The organism is Mycoplasmopsis cricetuli ATCC 35279, from assembly GCF_000526955.1.
Lineage (GTDB): Bacteria > Bacillota_I > Bacilli_A > Mycoplasmatales > Metamycoplasmataceae > Mycoplasmopsis > Mycoplasmopsis cricetuli.
Map to the genome: position 1 here is coordinate 1 of NZ_JAHB01000012.1, position 20,837 is coordinate 20,837.

The window sequence follows — 20,837 nt, forward strand, 5'->3', positions numbered from 1 at the left end:
GCCTTAGGCGGCTGTTTCCGTAGTTAACAAAACCGACTTCGGGCATTACCAGCTCCCGTGGTTTGACGGGCGGTGTGTACAAGACCCGAGAACGTATTCACCGTAGCGTAGCTGATCTACGATTACTAGCGATTCCGACTTCATGAAGTCGAGTTGCAGACTTCAATCCGAACTGAGAACAGTTTTTTGAGATTTGCTCAACGTCACCGTATTGCGTCTCTTTGTACTGTCCATTGTAGCACGTGTGTTGCCCCACTCGTAAGAGGCATGATGATTTGACGTCGTCCCCACCTTCCTCCCAGTTACCTAGGCAGTCTCCTTAGATCATCTAACTAAGGACAAGGGTTGCGCTCGTTGCAGGACTTAACCGAACATCTCACGACACGAGCTGACGACAACCATGCACCATCTGTCATTCTGTTAACCTCCACTATATCTCTATAGCTTTGCAGAAGATGTCAAGAGTGGGTAAGGTTCTACGCGTATCTTCAAATTAAACCACATGCTCCACCGCTTGTGCGGATCCCCGTCAATTCCTTTAAGTTTCACTCTTGCGAGCATACTACTCAGGCGGATGATTTAATGCGTTAGCTGCGTCAATGGTGTCCATCAACTAATCATCATCGTTTACAGCGTGGACTACCAGGGTATCTAATCCTGTTTGCTCCCCACGCTTTCGTCTCTCAGTGTCAGTGTATTCCCAGTTAATTGCCTTCGCCATGTTGGTGTTCTTCCTTATATCTACGCATTTCACCGCTTCACAAGGAATTCCATTAACCTCTAAATAACTCTAGTTTGTCAGTATCCAATGCAATTTGGGGTTGAGCCCCAAGTTTTAACACCAGACTTAACAAACAACCTACAGACGCTTTACGCCCAATAATTCCGGATAACGCTTGCAACCTATGTATTACCGCGGCTGCTGGCACATAGTTAGCCGTTGCTTTCTGACAAGGTACCGTCAATATAACATCATTTCCTATGCTATTTTTTCTTCCCTTGTAACAGCAGTTTACAACCCGAAGGCCGTCTTCCTGCACGCTGTGTCGCTCCATCAAGCTTTCGCTCATTGTGGAAAATTCCCTACTGCTGCCTCCCGTAGGAGTCTGGGCCGTATCTCAGTCCCAGTGTGGCGGTTCAGTCTCTCAACCCCGCTAAACATCATCGCCTTGGTAGGCCTTTACCCTACCAACTAGCTAATGTTGCGCACCCCGATCCTCTAGTGAAGCAAACGCTCCTTTTATATTAATTACATGTGTAAAAAATAAGTATTCGGCATTAGCACTAATTTCTCAGTGTTATTCCAATCTAAAGGGTACGTTAAGTACGTGTTACTCACCCATTCGCCGCTAAGTTCTAAAAGAACTCCGCTCGACATGCATGTATTAGGCACACAGCCAGCGTTCATCCTGAGCCAGGATCAAACTCTCGAAAAAATTGACTGTCATGTTTTGTGTATATCTAGTTTTCAAAGAACTTTTGCAATTTTTGCTTTCTAATTATACATAAAAAAAATTATTCCAAAATATTTTTTTATTTTTTTGAGAATTATTAAAAATACAAAATATATAAAAAATTTACAATAATTTTTAAACAAAAAAATAATGAATAAACCAAATTTATTCAGTATTTATCAATTAAATTAAACTTGTTATTAATAAACAATTACATCTCGTAAATTAATTGTTTTAATTTTTGATTTAAATTTATTGGTATTCAAGGTTAAAATAACCGCATTAATTTGAGTGTTGTTTGGACTCACTTGAAAACGTTCTCATGAATCAAAACGCATTTTTTGATACACTTCATTAAAATTTGCTCCAATAGCACTATCTTGTGGACCACACATTCCAACATCAGTTATATAAAGCGTGTTATTTGGAAGTTTGCGTGCATCACTGGTTTGAACATGAGTGTGAGTACCACACACTGCATCTACTTGTCCATCAACATATAAAGCAAAAACGTTTTTTTCACTAGTAGTTTCAGCATGAAAATCAACAATTGTAAAATCACTGGTATTATTTGATAAAAAATGATCAATGCTATCAAAAAAATTATTAGCATATTCTTCTTTTCAAGGTTTTAAAAGCGGATTAAAAGCCACCCCCATGAGTGAAACAATTGCTAAAGTGTGGTTTTTTACTTTAAAATATCTAACTCCAGATCCTGGATAAGTATCATTGATGTTCAAAGGGCGTATGATATCTTCGTTGTCAACAAATGAATAAATTTCTTCATTTGCTCATATATGATTTCCAATAGTGAATGCATCAATTCCAATTGTTTTTAATTTTTTATAATCTTGAAGATTTAATCCTTTTCGACCTGAAATATTTTCTCCTTGAGCTAAAACAAAATCAATGTTGTGTTTGTGTTTTAATATGGGTAAAATTTTTTCTACACTATCAATACCAGGTTGTCCAAAAATATCACCAAAAAATAAAATTTTAATTTGTGCCATAGATGTAATATATTATAAATTATTTTATCTTTTGATTAAAAAAACATAAAAAAACGCCTTGTAGCGTTTTTTTAAAATACTATTTTACATGAGCGGCTGAAATAAATTTTAAATCAATTGTATATCCAGCTGGTAAGGACTTATGAAATTCTTCATCAAGATTGTAAATTTTTGTTTTATAAATAGTTTCAAATAAAATTAAATTTGAGTATGAAAGATATCCTTTATAAACATCAATCATTTTTCAGGTATTATCTGATAAATCAAAAAATTCAAGTCAATAAATATTTTTAATATCACTTGTTGAAGAATTTTGATAAGTCCCTTTAATTATTTGAATTTTATAAACCGATTGGGCAAACAAAATTTTGCTATATAAATCAACAAGTGAAAAAACGGTAGTTTTTGAATCTTGAATTTCCTCATCAATTATTTTGTTGATTCTATCGATATCTTTGTCAAAAGGCTTTCTAGTTTTAATAACTTCTTGATCTTGTTTTTTAATTTCCTCTAGCGAAGCATTTTGGGCTTTTAAGCTTTGAAGTTTTTTAACTGCAGCAACAAATTGTTTTTGTTTTGCTTGATAGTCTTTTAATAAATCAGTAAAAATAGCTATTCTTTTTGGGCTTTTAGCTTTATTTAAATCTCTTTCAGTTTTAGTGATTGTATCATAAAAATCTAAATATTCAGGATATTTTAGTACAAATTTTTTTGGATCATTTAAAAATTCTTTTTCAAGATTGACTGGAACAGGATTTTGTTTGCTGAAAATTCTAAAATTATCATTTTCATTAAGAGAATTTGGATCAATTCCCTTAAGCAGAAAAATTGGACCAAAACCAGCTCCAATTCCATACTTAGAATCATCATCAACAATAAATGTTCTATCTTTTATAACTTCAAAGACTTTTTTATAAATATCTTTACTTTGTTTTTTAAAATTATTTTCTGATTCTATTTTTTGAATCTTGCTTTCAACTTCTTGAAAAACATCAGTAGGAATACCATTAAAAGGTATTAATTCCTGATATTCAAACTTAATAGTTTTAAGTAAATTTTCTTGACCTAAAACATATTCAATAGAATACAATTTTGACTTTTCTTCACTTAGATATTTAGCATAAAAAGGGGTATCTTTTAAATAATTTTCAACAATTTTAAAAACATCTTCTTTGTTAATAATTTGTGAACTATCTGTTAGATCATAATAAAAAAATTGATCAATTAAATTAAATGTTTTATTTAATTCAAGTATTTGGTTGTTAACACTTCCTTCATCAAAATTTTTATTTTTAATATCTTTAATTGAAACACTATGATCCTTTGAATTTAAATAGTTACTAATTTGATTTTGCAAATTAGTTAAAAGATTTTGATAATTACTTTTTGCTTTAGCATCAGTGATAGCATCAACAACTGCCTGATTTAAAATAATTTGTTCATTTTTAGTTAAGGTGTATCCATTTTTAATTTTTACAATTAAATGATCATTATTAATTTCAAAATTTCTATTTTCAGGTTTATAATTAAAGTTATTAAAATTGTATTCTAATTTTTTTGAATTAAACAATTCATTTTCAAAATTCACTAATTTTTTATTTTCTTTTGGAGCTACTCTATTTTTAACTGTAAAAGCATTTTCTTTTTGAAATTTTTTAGCATATAAAACAGTAGGATCATTTTCATACAAACATGAAACGCTTGTAGTTGAAAATCCTAAAAAAACTAATGTAATTAAAGGATATTTAAATAATTTGGTTTTTTTCATAATTTAATTAAACAATTCTGAGTATTTTCAAGATCTAATTCCAGCATATGAAATAATAGATCCCATGACAAATAAAATACAAAAAAATGCTAAACCTCCAATTGAATATGCTTTGACATAATTGTATGTTTCTAAAATTTTTAAATCTAAAGTTACTGTGTTAAATAAACTAATGGTTTGACTTAATTGAGCAATTAAAACTGATAAAACAATGATCATAATTGAAGAAATAACAGTGATAATTGATCAAATAATGATTTTATTTTTATAGTTTTTCATCTTTTATCCTTTAATTGTTGATCCTTGTCTTGACACAGCACGCATAATTCATTTTCTTGCTATAAGATAAATCCCAAACATAGGTAAAATAACAAGCAAGCTGGCAGCTAATTTAACATTAACAGCAACATTTGCAGCTGATTCAGGATCATCTGGGTTAATTCCAGCTCTAAATAATCACACAGAAATAACATCAAATTTAGTATCACCAATTGTTGAAATAATAGAAGGTCAAAGATATGCATTTCATGAAGCAAGAGAAGTTAAGATTACAATAGTTAATGTAGTTGGAATTACCATTGGAAGTGCGATTTTAAAAAAGTATTTTGGCCCAGTTGCCCCATCAACAAGCGAAACTTCTTTAATTCTTCCAGGAATAGCTTCAAAGGCATTTTTATACATAACTGTGTTAAAAACACTAGCACTAAAAGGAAGAGCAATAGCTAAAACAAATAAAATAAAAGTTCGATATAACTTAGTTTTAAGAATCACTCCATATTGCCCCGAAAGAAGCGCAACTTCTGGAAGAACAAGTAAAGCAAGTGCAATAAATCAAACTATTTTTTTTCCTTTTCAGTTTTTAAGCGAAAAAGCATAACCCATCAATGAAGTGATAAAAACTTTAAAAAATACTGACACAAACACATTTGCTAAAGTTAATGCAAATGAACTTCAATATCCATTGGTAATGGCTCGATTGTAAGTATTTTGAACAATATTAGTTCAATATGGTTCAAAAACAAATCCTTTTCCTGCAAAATAAGATTTACCAGAACTAAATGAAGGAACTAAATTAAAACTAGATTTTAATGATTCAGCTTCACCATCATTCATAAACGAAACTAAAATCATATAAATAAATGGAAATGCAACTACAACTCCGAAAAAACACAAAATAAATAATTTAACAATCCCACTTAAAACAACGCTTGAAATTTTGCTTTCTCGAACTTGAGAGGAAACTTTTTGTTGATTTTTATTAAGCTTTTTGTTGTTGAAATATTGATGAATTTTTAGTTTTAACTCAAACATTTCTCTCTCCTAAATTATTTAGGGTTACTTGAATCATAAAAAATCCTCCACGAATAATTGATGAAAAAGTAACACCAATAATAAACAATGAAATACTTGCAGCACCTGAAAGTTGTAAATCTCCATTTTGTGTCATTAAATATACATAAAGCATAATTGAGGCACCACCATTAACAAAAGCATTTGAAGGTCTGTTTTCAAATAATGCAAGTGGAAATACTTTAAGTCCACCAATAATTCCTAAAGTAATAATAAAATTAATAGTTCCTTTAATGGATGGTAATGTAATAGTAAAAAATTGTTTAATTTCAGAGCAGCCATCAATTGAGGCTGAACGATATAAATTTTTATCAACTGAAAGCATTGCTGTTGTATAAATTAAAATATTGAATGCCAGTCCATTTCAAATTCCATTAATAACAATAGCAATTAAAGCATTAAAAGTATTTGGATCTCCTGAATTTAATCATTTAGTATTAGTTCCAATTGCACTATTTAAAAGTCCATTTGAACTAAAAAGTTGAATAAACACAAGAGAAGTAGCAACTGCATTGGTTACATAAGGCATGAAAAAAACCGTTTGTCAAAATCCACGTGCATAATTACGATACAATTTTGCAATAATTGATGAAACAATCAATGAAATAATCATTACCATTGGTAAAGTAAAAATTCCATAAATAAATGAATTTCTAACTCCTAATGCAAATCTTGAATCAGTTATTACATTAAGATAATTAACTCCAGTTAAATTACCATTTTCATCTGTTAAAGAATTATAAATATTAAAAAACATTGGAACTATGGTAAACATTAAAATTAAAGCAATACCAGGAGTTAACATTAAAAATGGTATTCAAAAATTAGTCTTTTTTTCTAAAACAGAATAAGATAATGAACTTTTTCGTTGAGAAATTTTTTTGATACTTCAACTATGTAAAAAAGGAAGTTTTTTATTAATGTTATTGAAAAATTCAAAATTAAATAACTTCATAATCAATTCTCTCTTCTGTTAAAGCATCAAAAATATGTAATTTATTAACTGGTAATTCAAAATAGATTAAATTTCCAACATTATATTGTTTTGTATTATCAACAAGAAAGTTAATTCTAGTTAAATCTGGCATTTCAACAACTAATTTGCTTTCTTTTCCAAAGTTTTCTAATGCTAAAATTGTTCCACTAAATGAATGTTCATCTTTATTTTCTTTAATAATAAAATCTTCTGAACGAATTCCAACTTTAACTTTAGCAAAATCCTTATCAACAAGTTTAATATTTTCTATTTTATGACCCTTAACAAATAAAGAACCTTCTCTAAATTCAGAACTAAATAAACTCATTTCAGGAACTCCTAAAAATCTAGCCACAAATTCATTTTTTGGTTTATTGTATAATTCAAGAGGTGTTCCTATTTGTTGAACTCGTGCAGTTGACATGCAAACAATTATATCTGAAATAGACATGGCTTCTTCTTGATCATGAGTAACAAAAACTGTAGTAATTCCAAGTGATTGTTGAATTTTCCGAATTCATTGGCGAGTTGAAACTCTTAATTTAGCATCTAGATTTGAAAGTGGCTCATCCATTAATAAAATTTGTGGTTTTTTAACAATTGCTCTTGCAATTGAAACTCTTTGTTGCTGTCCTCCTGAAAGTCTAGTTGGTTTTTTTTGTAATATTTTTACAATTTCAACTCTTTCAGCAACTTCCATTACAGCATTATGAATAGCTTTTTTAAGTGGAATTATTTTTTCCTTATATTCACTAAGTAATTTCTGTTCTTCTTGATTTCAAATAGAATCTTCAGCATTTTTTTCGTCTTTCAAAAAAGAAGCATAATTATACTTTTTCTCTAAAATTTTAACAGTTTCGTAAAAATCTTTTTCAGCAAAATATTTAAGATTTTTTGATAATTCTAATAATACATTATATTCCAAATCATTTTTTATAATCTCTTTAAAATTTTTTTTAGAAATTTTATTATTTTCTGCTTTTTCAGTTTTAATAGTTTTGTATTTATTAACAATTTCATCTAATTTAACTGCATAATCATAGCGTGCAATTAACATTAAAATTTTTTGTTTGGTTTTTAAATTTTTAATTTGGTCTTTAAATTCTAAAATAGCAAAATTTTCACTAGCTAATTGTTGGTTTAATTGTTTTAATTTTTCAATATGAGAATTAATTTCTTCATTTGAGTTAAATTTTAAATATTTAAGCAATGAAGTATCTAAATTTGCCAGCACTTCTGAATTTTGAAGTGTGGACTCATCAATTAAATTATTTTTTAAATCCTTTTTATGTTTTTCCTTTAGTTTTTCGATTTCCAAATTAATTTCTTTTTTGATTTTTTTATTTGCTTTTAAAGTATTTTTAGCCAATGCTGAAATTTCTGAGGTTTCATGAACTAAAGCAATTTTATATTCAGTGTTAGCTTTTTCATATTCTTCAATTAACTTGGCATAAGATTGAGTCAATCTAGAATTACTTTCAAAATCTGCAATTTCTCAATTAATAAATTTATTTTTTAATAATGCTAGTTCTTCTTCTGTTGCCCCAATTTTTTTTAAATATAACATGCGAATATTATTTTTGGCTTTTTCACGTTCTAATGAAACTTTTTTTTGTCATTCTAAATCATTTTTTAAAGGGAAAGCAATATTTGCATAAACACTCATATGTGGATAAAGCGCATAATTTTGAAACACAAATCCAATTTTACTTTTTTGAGGAGTAAAATTGGTAACATCTCTTCCTTTAAAAAGAATTTTTCCTGAAGTTGCTGTTAAAAGTCCAGCAATAGCGTTTAAAGTAGTAGTTTTTCCACTTCCACTTGGACCTAATAATGTCACTAATTTACCTTCTGGAATTTGAAAACTTGCATTATCAACTGCAAGAGTTTCTCCAAAATCAATATTTAAATTTTTAAGTTCTATTGCAGGAATTTTATTGTGATCTTTTTCTTTGTATTCTTGTCTGTATTGTCTTAAAACTTCTAAATATTCGGGATCATTTTTAGCAAGAAATACCTTTAATTTATGTTTTAGTTTTTTAAATATATTCATATAATTCTTTCTTTTTAATCAATTGAAACTAAATCACTTATTTTGATATTTTTATTATTTGATGTTTCAAATTTTTCTTTTCAAAAAATACTTCAACTTGTATTTGGTTTTATTAGGTAAACATTAAATGCCACATCAATTGGTGATTTAAAATAATGAAAAAATCCTCTATTTTGTTCAATAGCTTCATTAAAATTTTTAAACATCTTTGGATACACCAATGAATAATAATTATTTGGTGATTTAATTTTGAATTGTCATTCTGTTTTATCATCTAAAGGCAAAGTAAGACCTGCGCTAACAACTTCTAAATTATAAGAATATTGATAATTTTCACCAAAAAATACATCAGCAGTAATTCTTTCATAAGTATCTTTTCCAGTTATAAAACCAATTCTTACTTTATCTTTTAATTTTAATGTTTCATTTAATGGTAAATTAAATAAATCTTCCATAAATTTGCTTGGAAGTTCTGCGAATGCATATTCAATTGGAGCTGCTTTAGTTTTTTGAATTGCTTTTTCAGGAGTATCAATTCCTGATAATCTAATTTTATGTAATTCACCTTTTTTAACATTATATTTTGGTAAATCAGTCTTTGCTATTACTGTAAGTGTATCTCCATCTGAATACTTTACAATTTCTGCATCAAAGTAATTATCTTGTTTTTTAATTTCTTCAGATTCTCAATTTATATCAAGATTAGTTAATTTATGTTCAGATAAATTAATGTTTTGTTTAAATTTCTCCATTGTAGGGTTTGCTTTTGATTCAGACTCTTTTTCAATAGACACATTAAAATCTGAAACTAACTGATTTTTATAAAAAAGATTGTAATGAAATGAAGTTAATATTTTAAATTTATCACTTGTTTTAAATTCTGTGTATATTTTATCTAATTCAATTTGTTTATCATTTTTATCTTCTATTTTTGTTTGTTGTTTAAATTTTTTATCTAAAAAACTACTTTGAATTTCAGAATTTTTTAAAACAAAGTATTTATCTTTGATTTTCAAATTAATTTCTTTTGGATAATTATTAATATCAATAATTTCTGGTATTAAGAACTTTCCAGGCAAAATTGTGATATTTTGATTTAATGTTTCAATGCTTTTTTTAATTTCTGTTTTTAACAAAGAAAATTCATCTCGAAATTTTGAAATAATTTCACTTCTGTTTGAACTATTTAATTTATTTTTAGGATAGGTAAATTTAACAAAATTTTTATTGCCTTTAACATTTTCAATTTCATATTCAAGATTTGTATTTATCTTTAAATAATTTTCAGGAGGTATTTGAATTTCTTCTTTGTTTTCACACCCAACTGCTATTCCAACTGCTGGTAAAATAGTAATTGAAACTGGAAATAATAATTTTTTTTTCATGTTTTCTTTCATTTTAAAACAATTTGCCTAAATTCAAGCAAATTGTTTTATTCTTATTGTCACTTTTAAGTTAATTTAATATTTGCAACAAATTTTTCAAATGTTTGATCATCTGGATTATCTTGAAGTGAAATTAATCCAGTTTGAACTGATTCTCTAAATGGATTTGATTTTGTTGATCCTGGCTCTTCATACATAACATATTCATCTTTATTATTGTGGGCTAGTTTAAATAATTTAAGAGTATTTTTTATATAAGCATTTTTATCTGATTTTTTATCAAAAAGTTTTTCATCAATACTTTCAAATCCTTTAATAGGTGTTAGATATGAAGAATATTTTTGAAGAAAAATTATAGGTGCTAACTTAACTTTTTTTGGAACACTTTCTTCTTTACCAGTTTCTGAATTCTTTTTTTTCTCATTTTCACTTTTATCAGGTGAATCAAATTCATATTCAGTTTTGGAAGTGAATAATCACTTAACAAATGCCTTGGTTGCTTGATCATCTTTTTCATTATTATGAATACCAATTAATGATGGTCCTTGAAGATAAATAACTTTCTTTTTATTTTTTTCATTTCATTTTAATGGTTGATCTAATATAACCAGTTCATTTTCTTGTAAAAGACCTTTTTCATTATATTCATTGTACTTAAATCCAATTTCAATAAGTTTATTTTTACTTAATTCATTTATTTCATTTGTTTCTTTTTTATTGTCTTTAGCTTCTTTTTTTGTAATTCCATCCTCAAAGAAAATAACTAATGATTCTTTTTCATCAGAACTTTGAACAACAAAATGAACTATAGATTTTTTATCTAAATTAACTATTAACTTTTTAAATTCAGATTTTGTTTCTGAAAAATCAGGTATTTTAATAAGCAATGATTTTTCAGTAATTTTATTTAAAATACTATTAATTTTTTCATCATTTTTAGCATCTTTTGATTTTACATTGAAACTAGAAAACCCACTTCCACTATAAGTTGATTTATAAACAAAATTATTAAATTTACTAAATGAAAATAAAACTTGATCAGTATCTTTTACTTTATTTTTATCTTTAGCATCAAAAGATGCACCATTTTTAACTGTTAAAAATTTTCCTTTGTTTTCATCTAAATCATATTCAACAACTAGTGTATTATCAAATGTAAAATCTGATTGATTTTTCCCTGCTTTTACAAAATTATGAGAGTATCCAGCTGTGGACCCTATTGAAAAAGCAAATTTGTGTTTAGTTTGATTTCCTGAAGAGTAAGCCCCACCAGGTTGAAGCTTTATACTTCCTAACTTAATTGCTTCCTTTAAAACATTATAAATTTTTGAAGCTGATAAAGATCCAAGACTATCTTTATTTTTAATAGTGTCAAAATCCGCTTGTTCTTTACCGTTTTTTGGCACAACTTTAGTTAATGCATTTTTATCGATAGCATCTAAATCTGAATATGAAGCTTGCAATAATAATGAAGCAGGTCAATCAATACCAAAAACATGTAATTCAGAAGAAGATGGATTTCCTTCATTATAAGAATTTGTCAATAAAGTTTGTGCTTTATTTGAAAATTCAATCATTTTGTCATAATTTTCAAAAATAGATTTAGAAATTGTATATCCTTGCAAACTTTGCCCTGATCTTGCTAATCCTCAAAGCTTTTGAACTTCTTCTCTATCATCTTTACCTTTATCTTCAAGATCTTTTATAAAACTAGTTGTTTTTTCATCGCTAGCAATAGTTGCACCAACCTCCTTCATTTTTGAAATAATATATGAAAGAACAGGTGCATTTAAAGATAAAATATTAGTACTTTTAGCTAAAGGTAAAACATATGTGGAACCATTTGTAACATTTTCAATTAATGAATTAGATTTTGTAAATAAATCACTAAATTCACTAATATCAAAATTAGTATCATCAGTTATATCATTAAAACTTAACAACATATTTTTATCAGCTAAAATTGAAGCTACATTTGAATAATTTACAATTAGATTATAAAATTCAGATTTATTTTTTAAATTTAAATCTTGTTGCAATTTTGTTGCTCCAGCTGGGTATCCTGAACCTAGATTTTTTTGTTCAACTTTTTTATATCCTTTAAATAAATCAGCTGATTTATCATCAACTAATTTATTATACACAGCCAAAATATTATCAATTGTTTTTGCCTGAATACCTCCTTTTGAAAAAGTTGTTCCTATTTTAATTTCTCTACTTTCATCATATTCTGTATCAAATCTATTTGAAATTCCTGCAGGATTTGCTCCATGTTCAGCATTTTCTCTTCTTTGTTCTGGAGTATCTCCTGGTGAACTTATCAATTCTGTATCACTATCATCACTTGAACATCCAGCAGCTAATGTAGTAACACCACCAATTAAAGGTAAAGAACTAATTAAAATAAATTTTTTCAATTTTGAAGTCATAAAATTCCCTTTTAACAAATTAATTTTTATTAACTTATATTATCTTATTTACAAAAATAATATGCCTAAATTTTACTACTTTTATTTTTTTTAACTGAACAAATCTTTTTACTTTCATATTTTTGCAATATGATTTTTTGAGCTTATTTTATTTAAAAACAATAAAAATTTCAAATATTTTTTTCAAAATTAAAAATAAAATTGTTAAGTAAAATATTTAACTTTATTTTATTAACATATCTTTTCTTTACAAAAGATAATTATATTTATACAAATACATTTTTATTATTTTTATAATCATTTGTAAAACTATATGTATTAATTTAATTTAAATTTTTATTTTTATTAGATATTTATTTACTTTTTTTAAATTTAATTAAACTATATAAATATATATAACTTAAAAAAGTTTTCTATAATGAATTTTTTGTTGCTTAAAGAAAGAATAATTTTATTATTTTATAAGAGAAAAATCACATATTTTACAAGGTACAAAAAAATCAACCAACAAATGTTTAAGTTTAAAATTTTTTAAAATTAATAAATTTATTCCATTTTAAAAAGATGATTAAAAACCAACATTAATATTTTTAAAAAAATGTTTTATTAATATTATCCATTAAAATTTAACAAATAAAAAGACGATGAATTGTAAATTAACAAATAATCAGCTAATTCTATTACATTTTTAAAAAATTAAAATTGTTTTTTTTAAAATTAAAAAAATTAGATATTTGAAAAATTATTTTTAGTCTTTTTTATCTAATTAATTATAAAAATACTTCATATGCTTAGATAAATTATGATAATTAAATTTTTTTTATTAAATTTAATAAATAAAAATCATTTATAAAAAATGTACATTATTTTTTTGTTCCAAAAATTAAAAATATGCATTTATTAAAATATAATCAAAAGAAATATTTTTTTTGATTAACAATTGTGTTTTTTGATCACTGTTAAATATTTCAACTAAATTTTTTACTGTTTGTTATTTTTTTATTAAATCATTTTTAGTTTTAAAATTTTTTGTTTTGAATTTTATATATGTTTGAAAAATTTTTTCTATCAATAAATATTCAGGGAACACAAAAAAAATATTTTTACTAAATATTTTTTTACAATGAAATTTTTAATATCCTATTAAATTGCATTCTAGTGTAAATATTTTATTTTCAAACTTAACTTCAACTCTTTTGAAAAAAGAATAATCAATTATTGTTTTAACTATATTTATTTTTCTACTATTTTTTCATATTATTACTATTCATACTAAAATACTAAATAAATCATTTTTTTGATAAAACAATAATATTTAAATCATTAGTTTTTTAGTTATAAAATTATGAAATTTTAAGATAAAAATTTCGTTTTTTTAATATATATATATATATATATAATTTAATTGTGTTAAATTAATTAACACACTAAATTTAAAATTAATTATGTAAAAACAATACAAGAATTAAAGCTATTTAAATTTTCTGAATTTAATTTGTTTTTTAATGAAAAAAATTTTAGAAACGAGCAAGAAAAAACGTCAATTTTGAAAAATATTTGCTTTTAAGTAAAAATTATCAAAAATTTTTAAAAGAAATTAATCATTTAATTCCTAAGAAGATTTAAAAGAAACTATTTTAACTTAATTTAAAAGAAAAAACACTAAGTGATTATATTAATAGATTATTTTTATTATTAAAAACTATTATTTAAATGAGAGAAATGTCGTTGCTTCTGTAGGTTCATCTGTATCAGGTTTCTTTTGTAGTTTTTTAGTATTTCCTGTTTTAGGATAAATAATAGATAGTGCTTGATTAATTGTAACAATTGATGCAACTACAGAAAATGATGAAAATTACAATAACAACAAAGAAAAAAGAAAATTATAATAAATAAAATTATTTTTTACATATTATTAAATATAGAGGGTATTAAAAAATGAAAATTTACAGTACTGAACAAATAAAAATTAATGAAAAAAAGAATTTTTTTATTTTGTTAACATATTCTTGTTTTTCATTTCCAATATTTATTTTACTTATTCTTTTGAATGTTTTTATGATTATTTCTTTAGAACAAAAATATTTTGTCATTATATTTTCACCATTTTTTACTACTTATTTTTTTTCATTTGCAGTTATTTTCAAAAATAAAAATACTTTTAATTTTAAGTGTAAAAATAACCTTATTGATATCAATAAAATTAATTTTAATTCAATTGAAAATTTAAAACAATTTAATTTTTGAGTTAAATTTAAAGATTTTAAATTTAGAGTTTTATTAATTTTACTTATTCTTCTTTGGCTTTTAATTGTGTTTTTAATTCCCACAAGTTTTTTATTAATTTCTGAAAATATAAGAAAAAACCCTATACAAGAAAATTTATTTCTTTTTTCAATAATACTTGCATGTTTTTTAAGTGTTTTTTCTTTATTTTTATATTTTTTTATACTAGAAAAAATTGCAACTAATGAATTTATAAATAAAATAAAAAATGAATTAACAATTAATAAATTAATAACTCCTGAATTTATTTTTACTAATTTGCCTTTTGCTATGCCTCCCTGTATGTATTTAAAATTTTTAAAACAAAATTTTAACTAATTGTGAAAAAATAATATAAAAAATAAGTGATAACATTATAAAATGTGTAAAGAAAAATATTTTTTCCAACTCTTGTAGTTGGATTTTTTATTTTAAAAATAAAAATATCTTAATTAAATTTTAATTTTTGAATTTATATAAGTTAAAAACATTAATAAAATGCTACTAAAAAATATTAAATATTATATTTTTTTAAAATAACTAAATTATTTTTATGATAATGTGTTTATTTGATAAAGAACGGTTACTTTAATTGACATTTTCTGTAAGGTGGCAAATTCTTTTGAGTATTCATCGGTTTTGATGTGTTTTTCATAATCTTGATCACTTGTTCATCTTTCAATAATTACTATATCTTTATTATCAAAACCATACTCAAAAGACAAATTATTAGTTAACATTCTAGTTTTTTTGGTTAACACATACAAATAATCAATAAAACCTTTTAGTTTTTCTTCATTTATTTGATAGCGAGTAGCTTTTGCAAAGATCATTTTTCTCCTTACTTATTTAAATAAATTGTGATTTATTTAATCTTTATTTATTTTATCAAATTAACTTATTAAATTAAAAAGAATCCTTTTTTAAAATATTTTTTTATAAATTTTTACAACTTAATTCGATTGAATAAAATAAATGATTCTTTTGTTAAAACTGAGTTAAATTTAGAAAAATTTAAAATATCTTTAAAATTCATTTCTGTTAAATTTAGAGCTTTTAAAACTTCGTTGCATTTTTGTGGCATTACAACACTTAAATAAAAAGTGCAAGCATAAATTCCATGAAGCAATCGATTTAAAATTTGTTCTAATCTTTCTAAGTTGTTCTTTAAAGTTCATGGTTGAGTTAAATCAATATATTTATTTAAACTACTTGATAAATTAATTGCTACTTTTAAAGCTTTGTCAACTTGAAAATTATCAAAATATTTAATATATTGTTCAATTGAGTTTATAATTTTATGCTCAACATCTAAATCATTTACATCACTTGTTTTGACATAGTTTAATGGCTTGTTAAAACTATTACTGATCATTTTTAATGTTCTTGAAACTAAGTTTCCAAAATTATTTACTAAATCTGCATTAATTGTATCAATAAATCTTTGTTGTTCATACACTCCATCTTCTCCTAAGCTAATTTGGCTTGAAAAAAAATATTTAATCATTTCAGGGTGAAAATGTTTTAATAAATCATATGGATTAACTACATTATTTTTTGATTTTGACATTTTTCCAGTTGGAGTAATAATTCAACCATGAGATTGAATTCGAGTTGGTAATTTTAAATTTAAAGCATGTAAAAAAATTGGCCAATAAATAGCATGAAAACGAGTAATTTCTTTTCCAATTAAATGCACTACTTCAGTATTTTTATTTGTTCAAAACTCATTGAATAATTTTCCTTGTGTTTTTGTTTTGATATCGTAATCTAAGGCTGTAATATAATTGCATAATGCATCCAGTCACACATATAATGTATGTTTGGGATCTTTTTGAACTTTAATCCCTCATGTAACATTAGTGCGTGATAATGACAAATCCTCAAGTCCTTTTGATAAAAAGTTGTTTTTAATTTCATTTTTTATTTTTTCAGGACTAATAAAGTCTTTGTTGTTATCAATATAGTTTAAAAGTCAGTTAGTAAATTGTGACATTTTAAAAAAATAACTTTCTTCAGAAACTCATTCAAGTTCATGATTACTAGTTGGATGATAAAATTTTCCATCTCTTTCTATTGCTTGAATTTTAGTTAAAAATTCTTCATCATTAACTGAATAAAGACCTTCATATTTATTTTTATATATTAAGTTTTCTTTTAAAAAAAACTCAAAAATGTCATGTACTTTTTCTTTATGTTTAAAATCACTAGTGCGAGAAAAAAAATCATAATTAATGTCCAAATCTTTTCATAAGATTTTAAATTTTTCAACAATTTGATCAACATAAATTTGTTCAGATTGATTATTTTCTTTTGCTTTTTGCTGAATTTTAAGACCATGTTCATCACTTCCAGTTAACATTTTAACTTCATAACCCATTAATTTTTTATAATTTGCAATCACTCATGCAAGTGTTGTTGTATATAAATGTCCAATATGCAAGTTTCCACTTGCATAGTAAATTGGAGTGGTAATATAAAAATATTTTTTCATAATGTTCCTATACTTTTATTGGTTTATACAGTTTTTTAATTTCGGGCAGATAATCATGATTGTTCTTATTTTCAGAGCTATGTAAAAATAAATTTGGTAAAAAATGAACCCCAGATCCTGATTGATATCTAGCTTCAATTAAAATAAATTTTGGTTTAACATTAACACGAGTGCTAACAAATTGAATTCTTTTAGGTTCAAATCCATACTTTTTTAAAAGTGTAAAAACATCAACAATTCTTTCAACTGGTAAAACTAATGAGAGAAATCCTTTTTGTTCAATAATTTTTGAGCATCCTAATATTAATTGCTCTAAGTTAAGTTTAACTTCATGAGTTGCAGTTAATTTTGAATTATTAATTTTATGATTGTTTTTAGTTTTATCAAGCTCATAAAATGGAGGGTTGCAAAAAATAATTTGATATTTTGGTTTAACTAATTTGCAATGATCTTGATAAAATAAATTAAAATCTTGATTAATTATATTAATTTGTTTTTCTAAATGATTGAATTCAATATTATATTGTGCCAATTCACATGCTTGCGTTTGAATTTCAACTGCATCAATAATTAATTTTTCAGATCGTGAAGCAACAAAAATTGATAAAGCACCATTATTAACCCCAATCTCAAGTGCTTTAGTGATTTTTTTGTTTAAATAAATAAAATTTCCAAGCAAAATAGTATCAACTGAATAATTGAACATTTCCTTGTCTTGAAAAACTCATAGTTTAGAATTAAATCCAAGAGAATTTTTTACAATTTTTCTATTTTTTAAATTTTGAGGCAGCTCTTTGTTTGCGTTCATTGGTTTCCCTTTGAATTTTGTTTAAATACAACTGATAGTGTTCAGTTAAAACGCAATCCACTTTTCCATCAACTAAATCAACATTAACAATTGTAACTTCAACTAAGTCTCCAATAGTATATGTTTTTGTTTTTGATATCAACTTTGTTGCACTCTCATTTAATTCAAAATCTCCAGCAAATAAATTACTTTTATGAACTAAAGCACTTGCTTTAAATTCAAATTCTACAAAAAAACCAAAATTTAAAACACTTAAAATTTGAGCTTTAAAATTTTGTCCAATTTTATTTTTAAAAAATTCTGAAAATTTTAAATCATTAACCTTGCGTTCAGTTTGAACTGCTTTTTGTTCACTTGCAGTATTTAAGTTTCCATAACTTGATAAATTAGCACGAAAAGCTTCAATGTTAGAATTTTTTTTCTCAATTAAAAAATTCCGAATAATTCGATGAATTATTAAATCAGGATAACGTCGAATTGGACTTGTAAAATGGCAATAATAATCACTAGCAAGTCCAAAGTGTTTAATATTATGTTCAGAATAAACAGCCTTTTGCATTGTTCTTAAAAAAAGTAATTTAACAAAATCATCATCACGTAAACTTTTAATTTTTTCAACAAAATTAGCAAATAATTTTGGAGTTATTTCAAAATATTTAAAATCAGTTGTTGGTAATTGAATCACTTCTAAGGCATTATTTAATGCTTGTAATTTTTCCTCAGTTGGAATTTCATGTATTCTATATAAAACTGGTAATTTAGCTTCTTGCAAAATAAAAGCTATTGTTTCATTTGCTCGAACCATAAAATCCTCAATTAAAACTTCACTAAATCCTCTTTTGTTAATAACAATATCAACTACTCTACCATGTTGATCTAATTTAATTTTAGGTTCATCAATTTCAAAATCAATATATCCTTGTTTGCATTTGTATGCATGTAAAATTAAACTCAATTCTTTAGCTTCATTTAACATTTGTTTTAATTGATCTCCAAGTTCAGGATGAGTTGAAGTATCTAAAACATTACTTTGATAAAAATTATTTACATTTTTATAAGTTAAGCGAAATTTACTATTTATAATACCTTGAAAAATATTAGTTTTTACATTTTCTCCTAAAGAATTAATTTCCATTTCACAACCAAGTACAAAACGATCTTCATCAGGATTTAAAGAACAAATTCCATTGGAAAGCTTTTCAGGAAGCATTGGTAAAACTTGATCTGGCAGATAAGTGCTAGTTCCTCGAGAAAGAGCTTCTTTATCCAAAAGTGAATTTTCTTTAACATAATAAGATACATCAGCAATGTATACACCTAATAAAAAATTTCCATTTTTGAGTTTTTTTACCATGATTGCATCATCAAAATCTTTTGTATCATCTCCATCAATTGTCACAATCATTTGATCTCGCAAATCAATTCGGTTGACTAAATTTTCATTTGCAATTGAGCTTGGGATTGCTTGAATTTCTTGATCTAAATCACTTGAAAAAAATTGTGGTGCATTAATTTCATTTAAATAAGCTTTAACAAATACCATTGGATCTGCTTCATTGGTGATAATTTTGATAACCGTGATAAAGACATTCTTACCTTCATAGTTTAAAATTTTTGCTACTACTAAATCATTTAACTTATATTCAACTTTAGATGCAGACAAATTTCAAAAAACATTTTTAAAATTTGCATCTTTTGGATGAAAATACAATTTGGATTTATTCTCCTTGATAAATCCAATAATTGTTTCATTTCCTCTCTTAATAATTTCAACTACAATTCCATGAGTTAAATTATCTGAATTATGAAAACCTTGATAAACATTAACTTTAACTTTATCATTGGTAATTGCTCCATTAAAATTAAATGATTTAATGAAAACACTTTTTTTTGTCTTTGAAATTTCATCAATGTCATAATCAACAAAACCAAAACTCCCCTTTGAAGCAGCAACAAAGGTTCCTTCAATGGTTTTAACTAAAAAAGCAGCATAATACTCATCTTTTTCATTGCGAAAAATTTTGTAATCTTTTTGCAAAATAGTCAAAATTTTATTTAATTCAAAATTATCTTTAGGTTTAATCTTAAAATAACGTGCAATATCAATGAATGAACATGAGCTAGTTTTTTTAATGTATTCATAAATTTGTTCAATTTTCATAATTATCTAAAAAAGATTCTTAATAAAATTGCACCTATAAAAAGTAATGCCCCCAAAATAAACATTGAATATTTAAGAATTTTTTTAGTTCCTCTTTCTTTTGATACTTTAAATAACTCCAAATCTCCAGAACCTACAAGCGCACCAGAAAAAGCATTTGAATCAGGAGACATTAAAAAAGAAATGATCATTATAAGAAAAGAAATAAAAATTAAAACTACTGTTATAAAAGTCATTTTACTCCTTTTAAATTTACTATAAGTGATTGACAGTTTATAGTCAATAAATTATGTTTTTATTTTATCAAATTTAGCTTTAAATTAAATTTAAAATTAAAGCAAAATATTTACTTTTTAAATATTTTTGTTAAACTGAAAAATAAAATAAACTATTATAAAAATTTAAAATTATGGCAAGCCATTTTTTTTATTTCAAAATAATTAAAAGTTTGTTTAAATTTTTAAATTGCGTCAGTGTTTGAAATTTGCAATAAATAAACATTGAAGAAAATTATGTTTTACAGATAAAAGTAATATTTAAATAATTTTTATTAAAATTTTTATTTTTTTCTATTTAAGAAAAAATACTTTATTTTTTAAATAAAGTATTATGTCTCGTTATAAAATCTATATTTTTAGTTAAAAATTTTAGATTTTATTTTTAAAAATAAAATAAAAATTAATG

14 protein-coding genes and 1 rRNA gene are annotated in these 20,837 nt (G+C 24.8%); 1 reads left to right on the forward strand and 14 read right to left on the reverse strand.

Annotation, left to right across the window (positions count from 1 at the left end):
• From U744_RS0103065 to U744_RS0103105, 9 genes are all read right to left on the reverse strand, one after another.
• Positions 1 to 1,436, reverse strand: a 16S ribosomal RNA gene (locus U744_RS0103065); the annotation flags it as partial.
• Between the two features lie 218 nt (positions 1,437 to 1,654).
• Positions 1,655 to 2,464 (reverse strand): TIGR00282 family metallophosphoesterase, encoded by an 810-nt coding sequence (locus tag U744_RS0103070; RefSeq protein WP_036431970.1) that lies wholly within the window; start codon positions 2,462 to 2,464, stop codon positions 1,655 to 1,657.
• Between the two features lie 79 nt (positions 2,465 to 2,543).
• A complete protein-coding gene (locus U744_RS0103075; protein ID WP_025755618.1) occupies positions 2,544 to 4,232 on the reverse strand; it encodes a hypothetical protein in 1,689 nt (562 codons plus the stop codon).
• Positions 4,233 to 4,235: 3 nt separating this feature from the next.
• Complete coding sequence (locus U744_RS0103080; RefSeq protein WP_025755619.1) at positions 4,236 to 4,511, reverse strand: hypothetical protein; 276 nt, start codon at positions 4,509 to 4,511, stop codon at positions 4,236 to 4,238.
• Positions 4,512 to 4,514: 3 nt separating this feature from the next.
• Entirely contained in the window at positions 4,515 to 5,543 is a 1,029-nt protein-coding gene (locus U744_RS0103085) for a carbohydrate ABC transporter permease (protein ID WP_025755620.1), read from the reverse strand.
• Complete coding sequence (locus U744_RS0103090) at positions 5,491 to 6,537, reverse strand: carbohydrate ABC transporter permease (protein ID WP_025755621.1); 1,047 nt, start codon at positions 6,535 to 6,537, stop codon at positions 5,491 to 5,493. The genes U744_RS0103085 and U744_RS0103090 overlap by 53 nt, the downstream gene beginning before the upstream one ends.
• Positions 6,524 to 8,611 (reverse strand): ATP-binding cassette domain-containing protein, encoded by a 2,088-nt coding sequence (locus tag U744_RS0103095; RefSeq protein ID WP_025755622.1) that lies wholly within the window; start codon positions 8,609 to 8,611, stop codon positions 6,524 to 6,526. The genes U744_RS0103090 and U744_RS0103095 overlap by 14 nt, the downstream gene beginning before the upstream one ends.
• A gap of 14 nt (positions 8,612 to 8,625) precedes the next feature.
• Positions 8,626 to 9,996 (reverse strand): thermonuclease family protein, encoded by a 1,371-nt coding sequence (locus U744_RS04550; RefSeq protein WP_025755623.1) that lies wholly within the window; start codon positions 9,994 to 9,996, stop codon positions 8,626 to 8,628.
• A gap of 65 nt (positions 9,997 to 10,061) precedes the next feature.
• A complete protein-coding gene (locus U744_RS0103105; protein ID WP_025755624.1) occupies positions 10,062 to 12,425 on the reverse strand; it encodes a P68 family surface lipoprotein in 2,364 nt (787 codons plus the stop codon).
• A gap of 1,938 nt (positions 12,426 to 14,363) precedes the next feature.
• Here U744_RS0103105 and U744_RS0103120 point away from each other — a divergent pair.
• Positions 14,364 to 15,029 carry a hypothetical protein gene (locus U744_RS0103120; protein WP_025755626.1) on the forward strand — a complete coding sequence of 222 codons (666 nt, stop codon included), beginning with the start codon at positions 14,364 to 14,366 and terminating at the stop codon, positions 15,027 to 15,029.
• Between the two features lie 212 nt (positions 15,030 to 15,241).
• Here U744_RS0103120 and U744_RS0103125 read toward each other — a convergent pair whose 3' ends face one another.
• The 5 genes from U744_RS0103125 to secG all read right to left on the reverse strand — a co-directional run bounded on the left by U744_RS0103125 (position 15,242) and on the right by secG (position 20,389).
• Positions 15,242 to 15,523, reverse strand: a complete 282-nt coding sequence (locus tag U744_RS0103125) for a putative quinol monooxygenase (RefSeq protein ID WP_025755627.1) — start codon at positions 15,521 to 15,523, stop codon at positions 15,242 to 15,244.
• A gap of 113 nt (positions 15,524 to 15,636) precedes the next feature.
• Positions 15,637 to 17,184 carry a methionine--tRNA ligase gene (gene metG / locus U744_RS0103130; RefSeq protein WP_025755628.1) on the reverse strand — a complete coding sequence of 516 codons (1,548 nt, stop codon included), beginning with the start codon at positions 17,182 to 17,184 and terminating at the stop codon, positions 15,637 to 15,639.
• Between the two features lie 7 nt (positions 17,185 to 17,191).
• Positions 17,192 to 17,992: a tRNA1(Val) (adenine(37)-N6)-methyltransferase gene (locus U744_RS0103135; protein WP_036431973.1), complete on the reverse strand. Its 801-nt coding sequence runs from the start codon at positions 17,990 to 17,992 to the stop codon at positions 17,192 to 17,194.
• A complete protein-coding gene (rnr, locus tag U744_RS0103140) occupies positions 17,952 to 20,153 on the reverse strand; it encodes a ribonuclease R (protein WP_025755630.1) in 2,202 nt (733 codons plus the stop codon). The genes U744_RS0103135 and rnr overlap by 41 nt, the downstream gene beginning before the upstream one ends.
• Positions 20,154 to 20,155: 2 nt before the next feature.
• Positions 20,156 to 20,389: a preprotein translocase subunit SecG gene (gene secG / locus U744_RS0103145; protein WP_025755631.1), complete on the reverse strand. Its 234-nt coding sequence runs from the start codon at positions 20,387 to 20,389 to the stop codon at positions 20,156 to 20,158.
• Positions 20,390 to 20,837 lie beyond the last annotated feature (448 nt).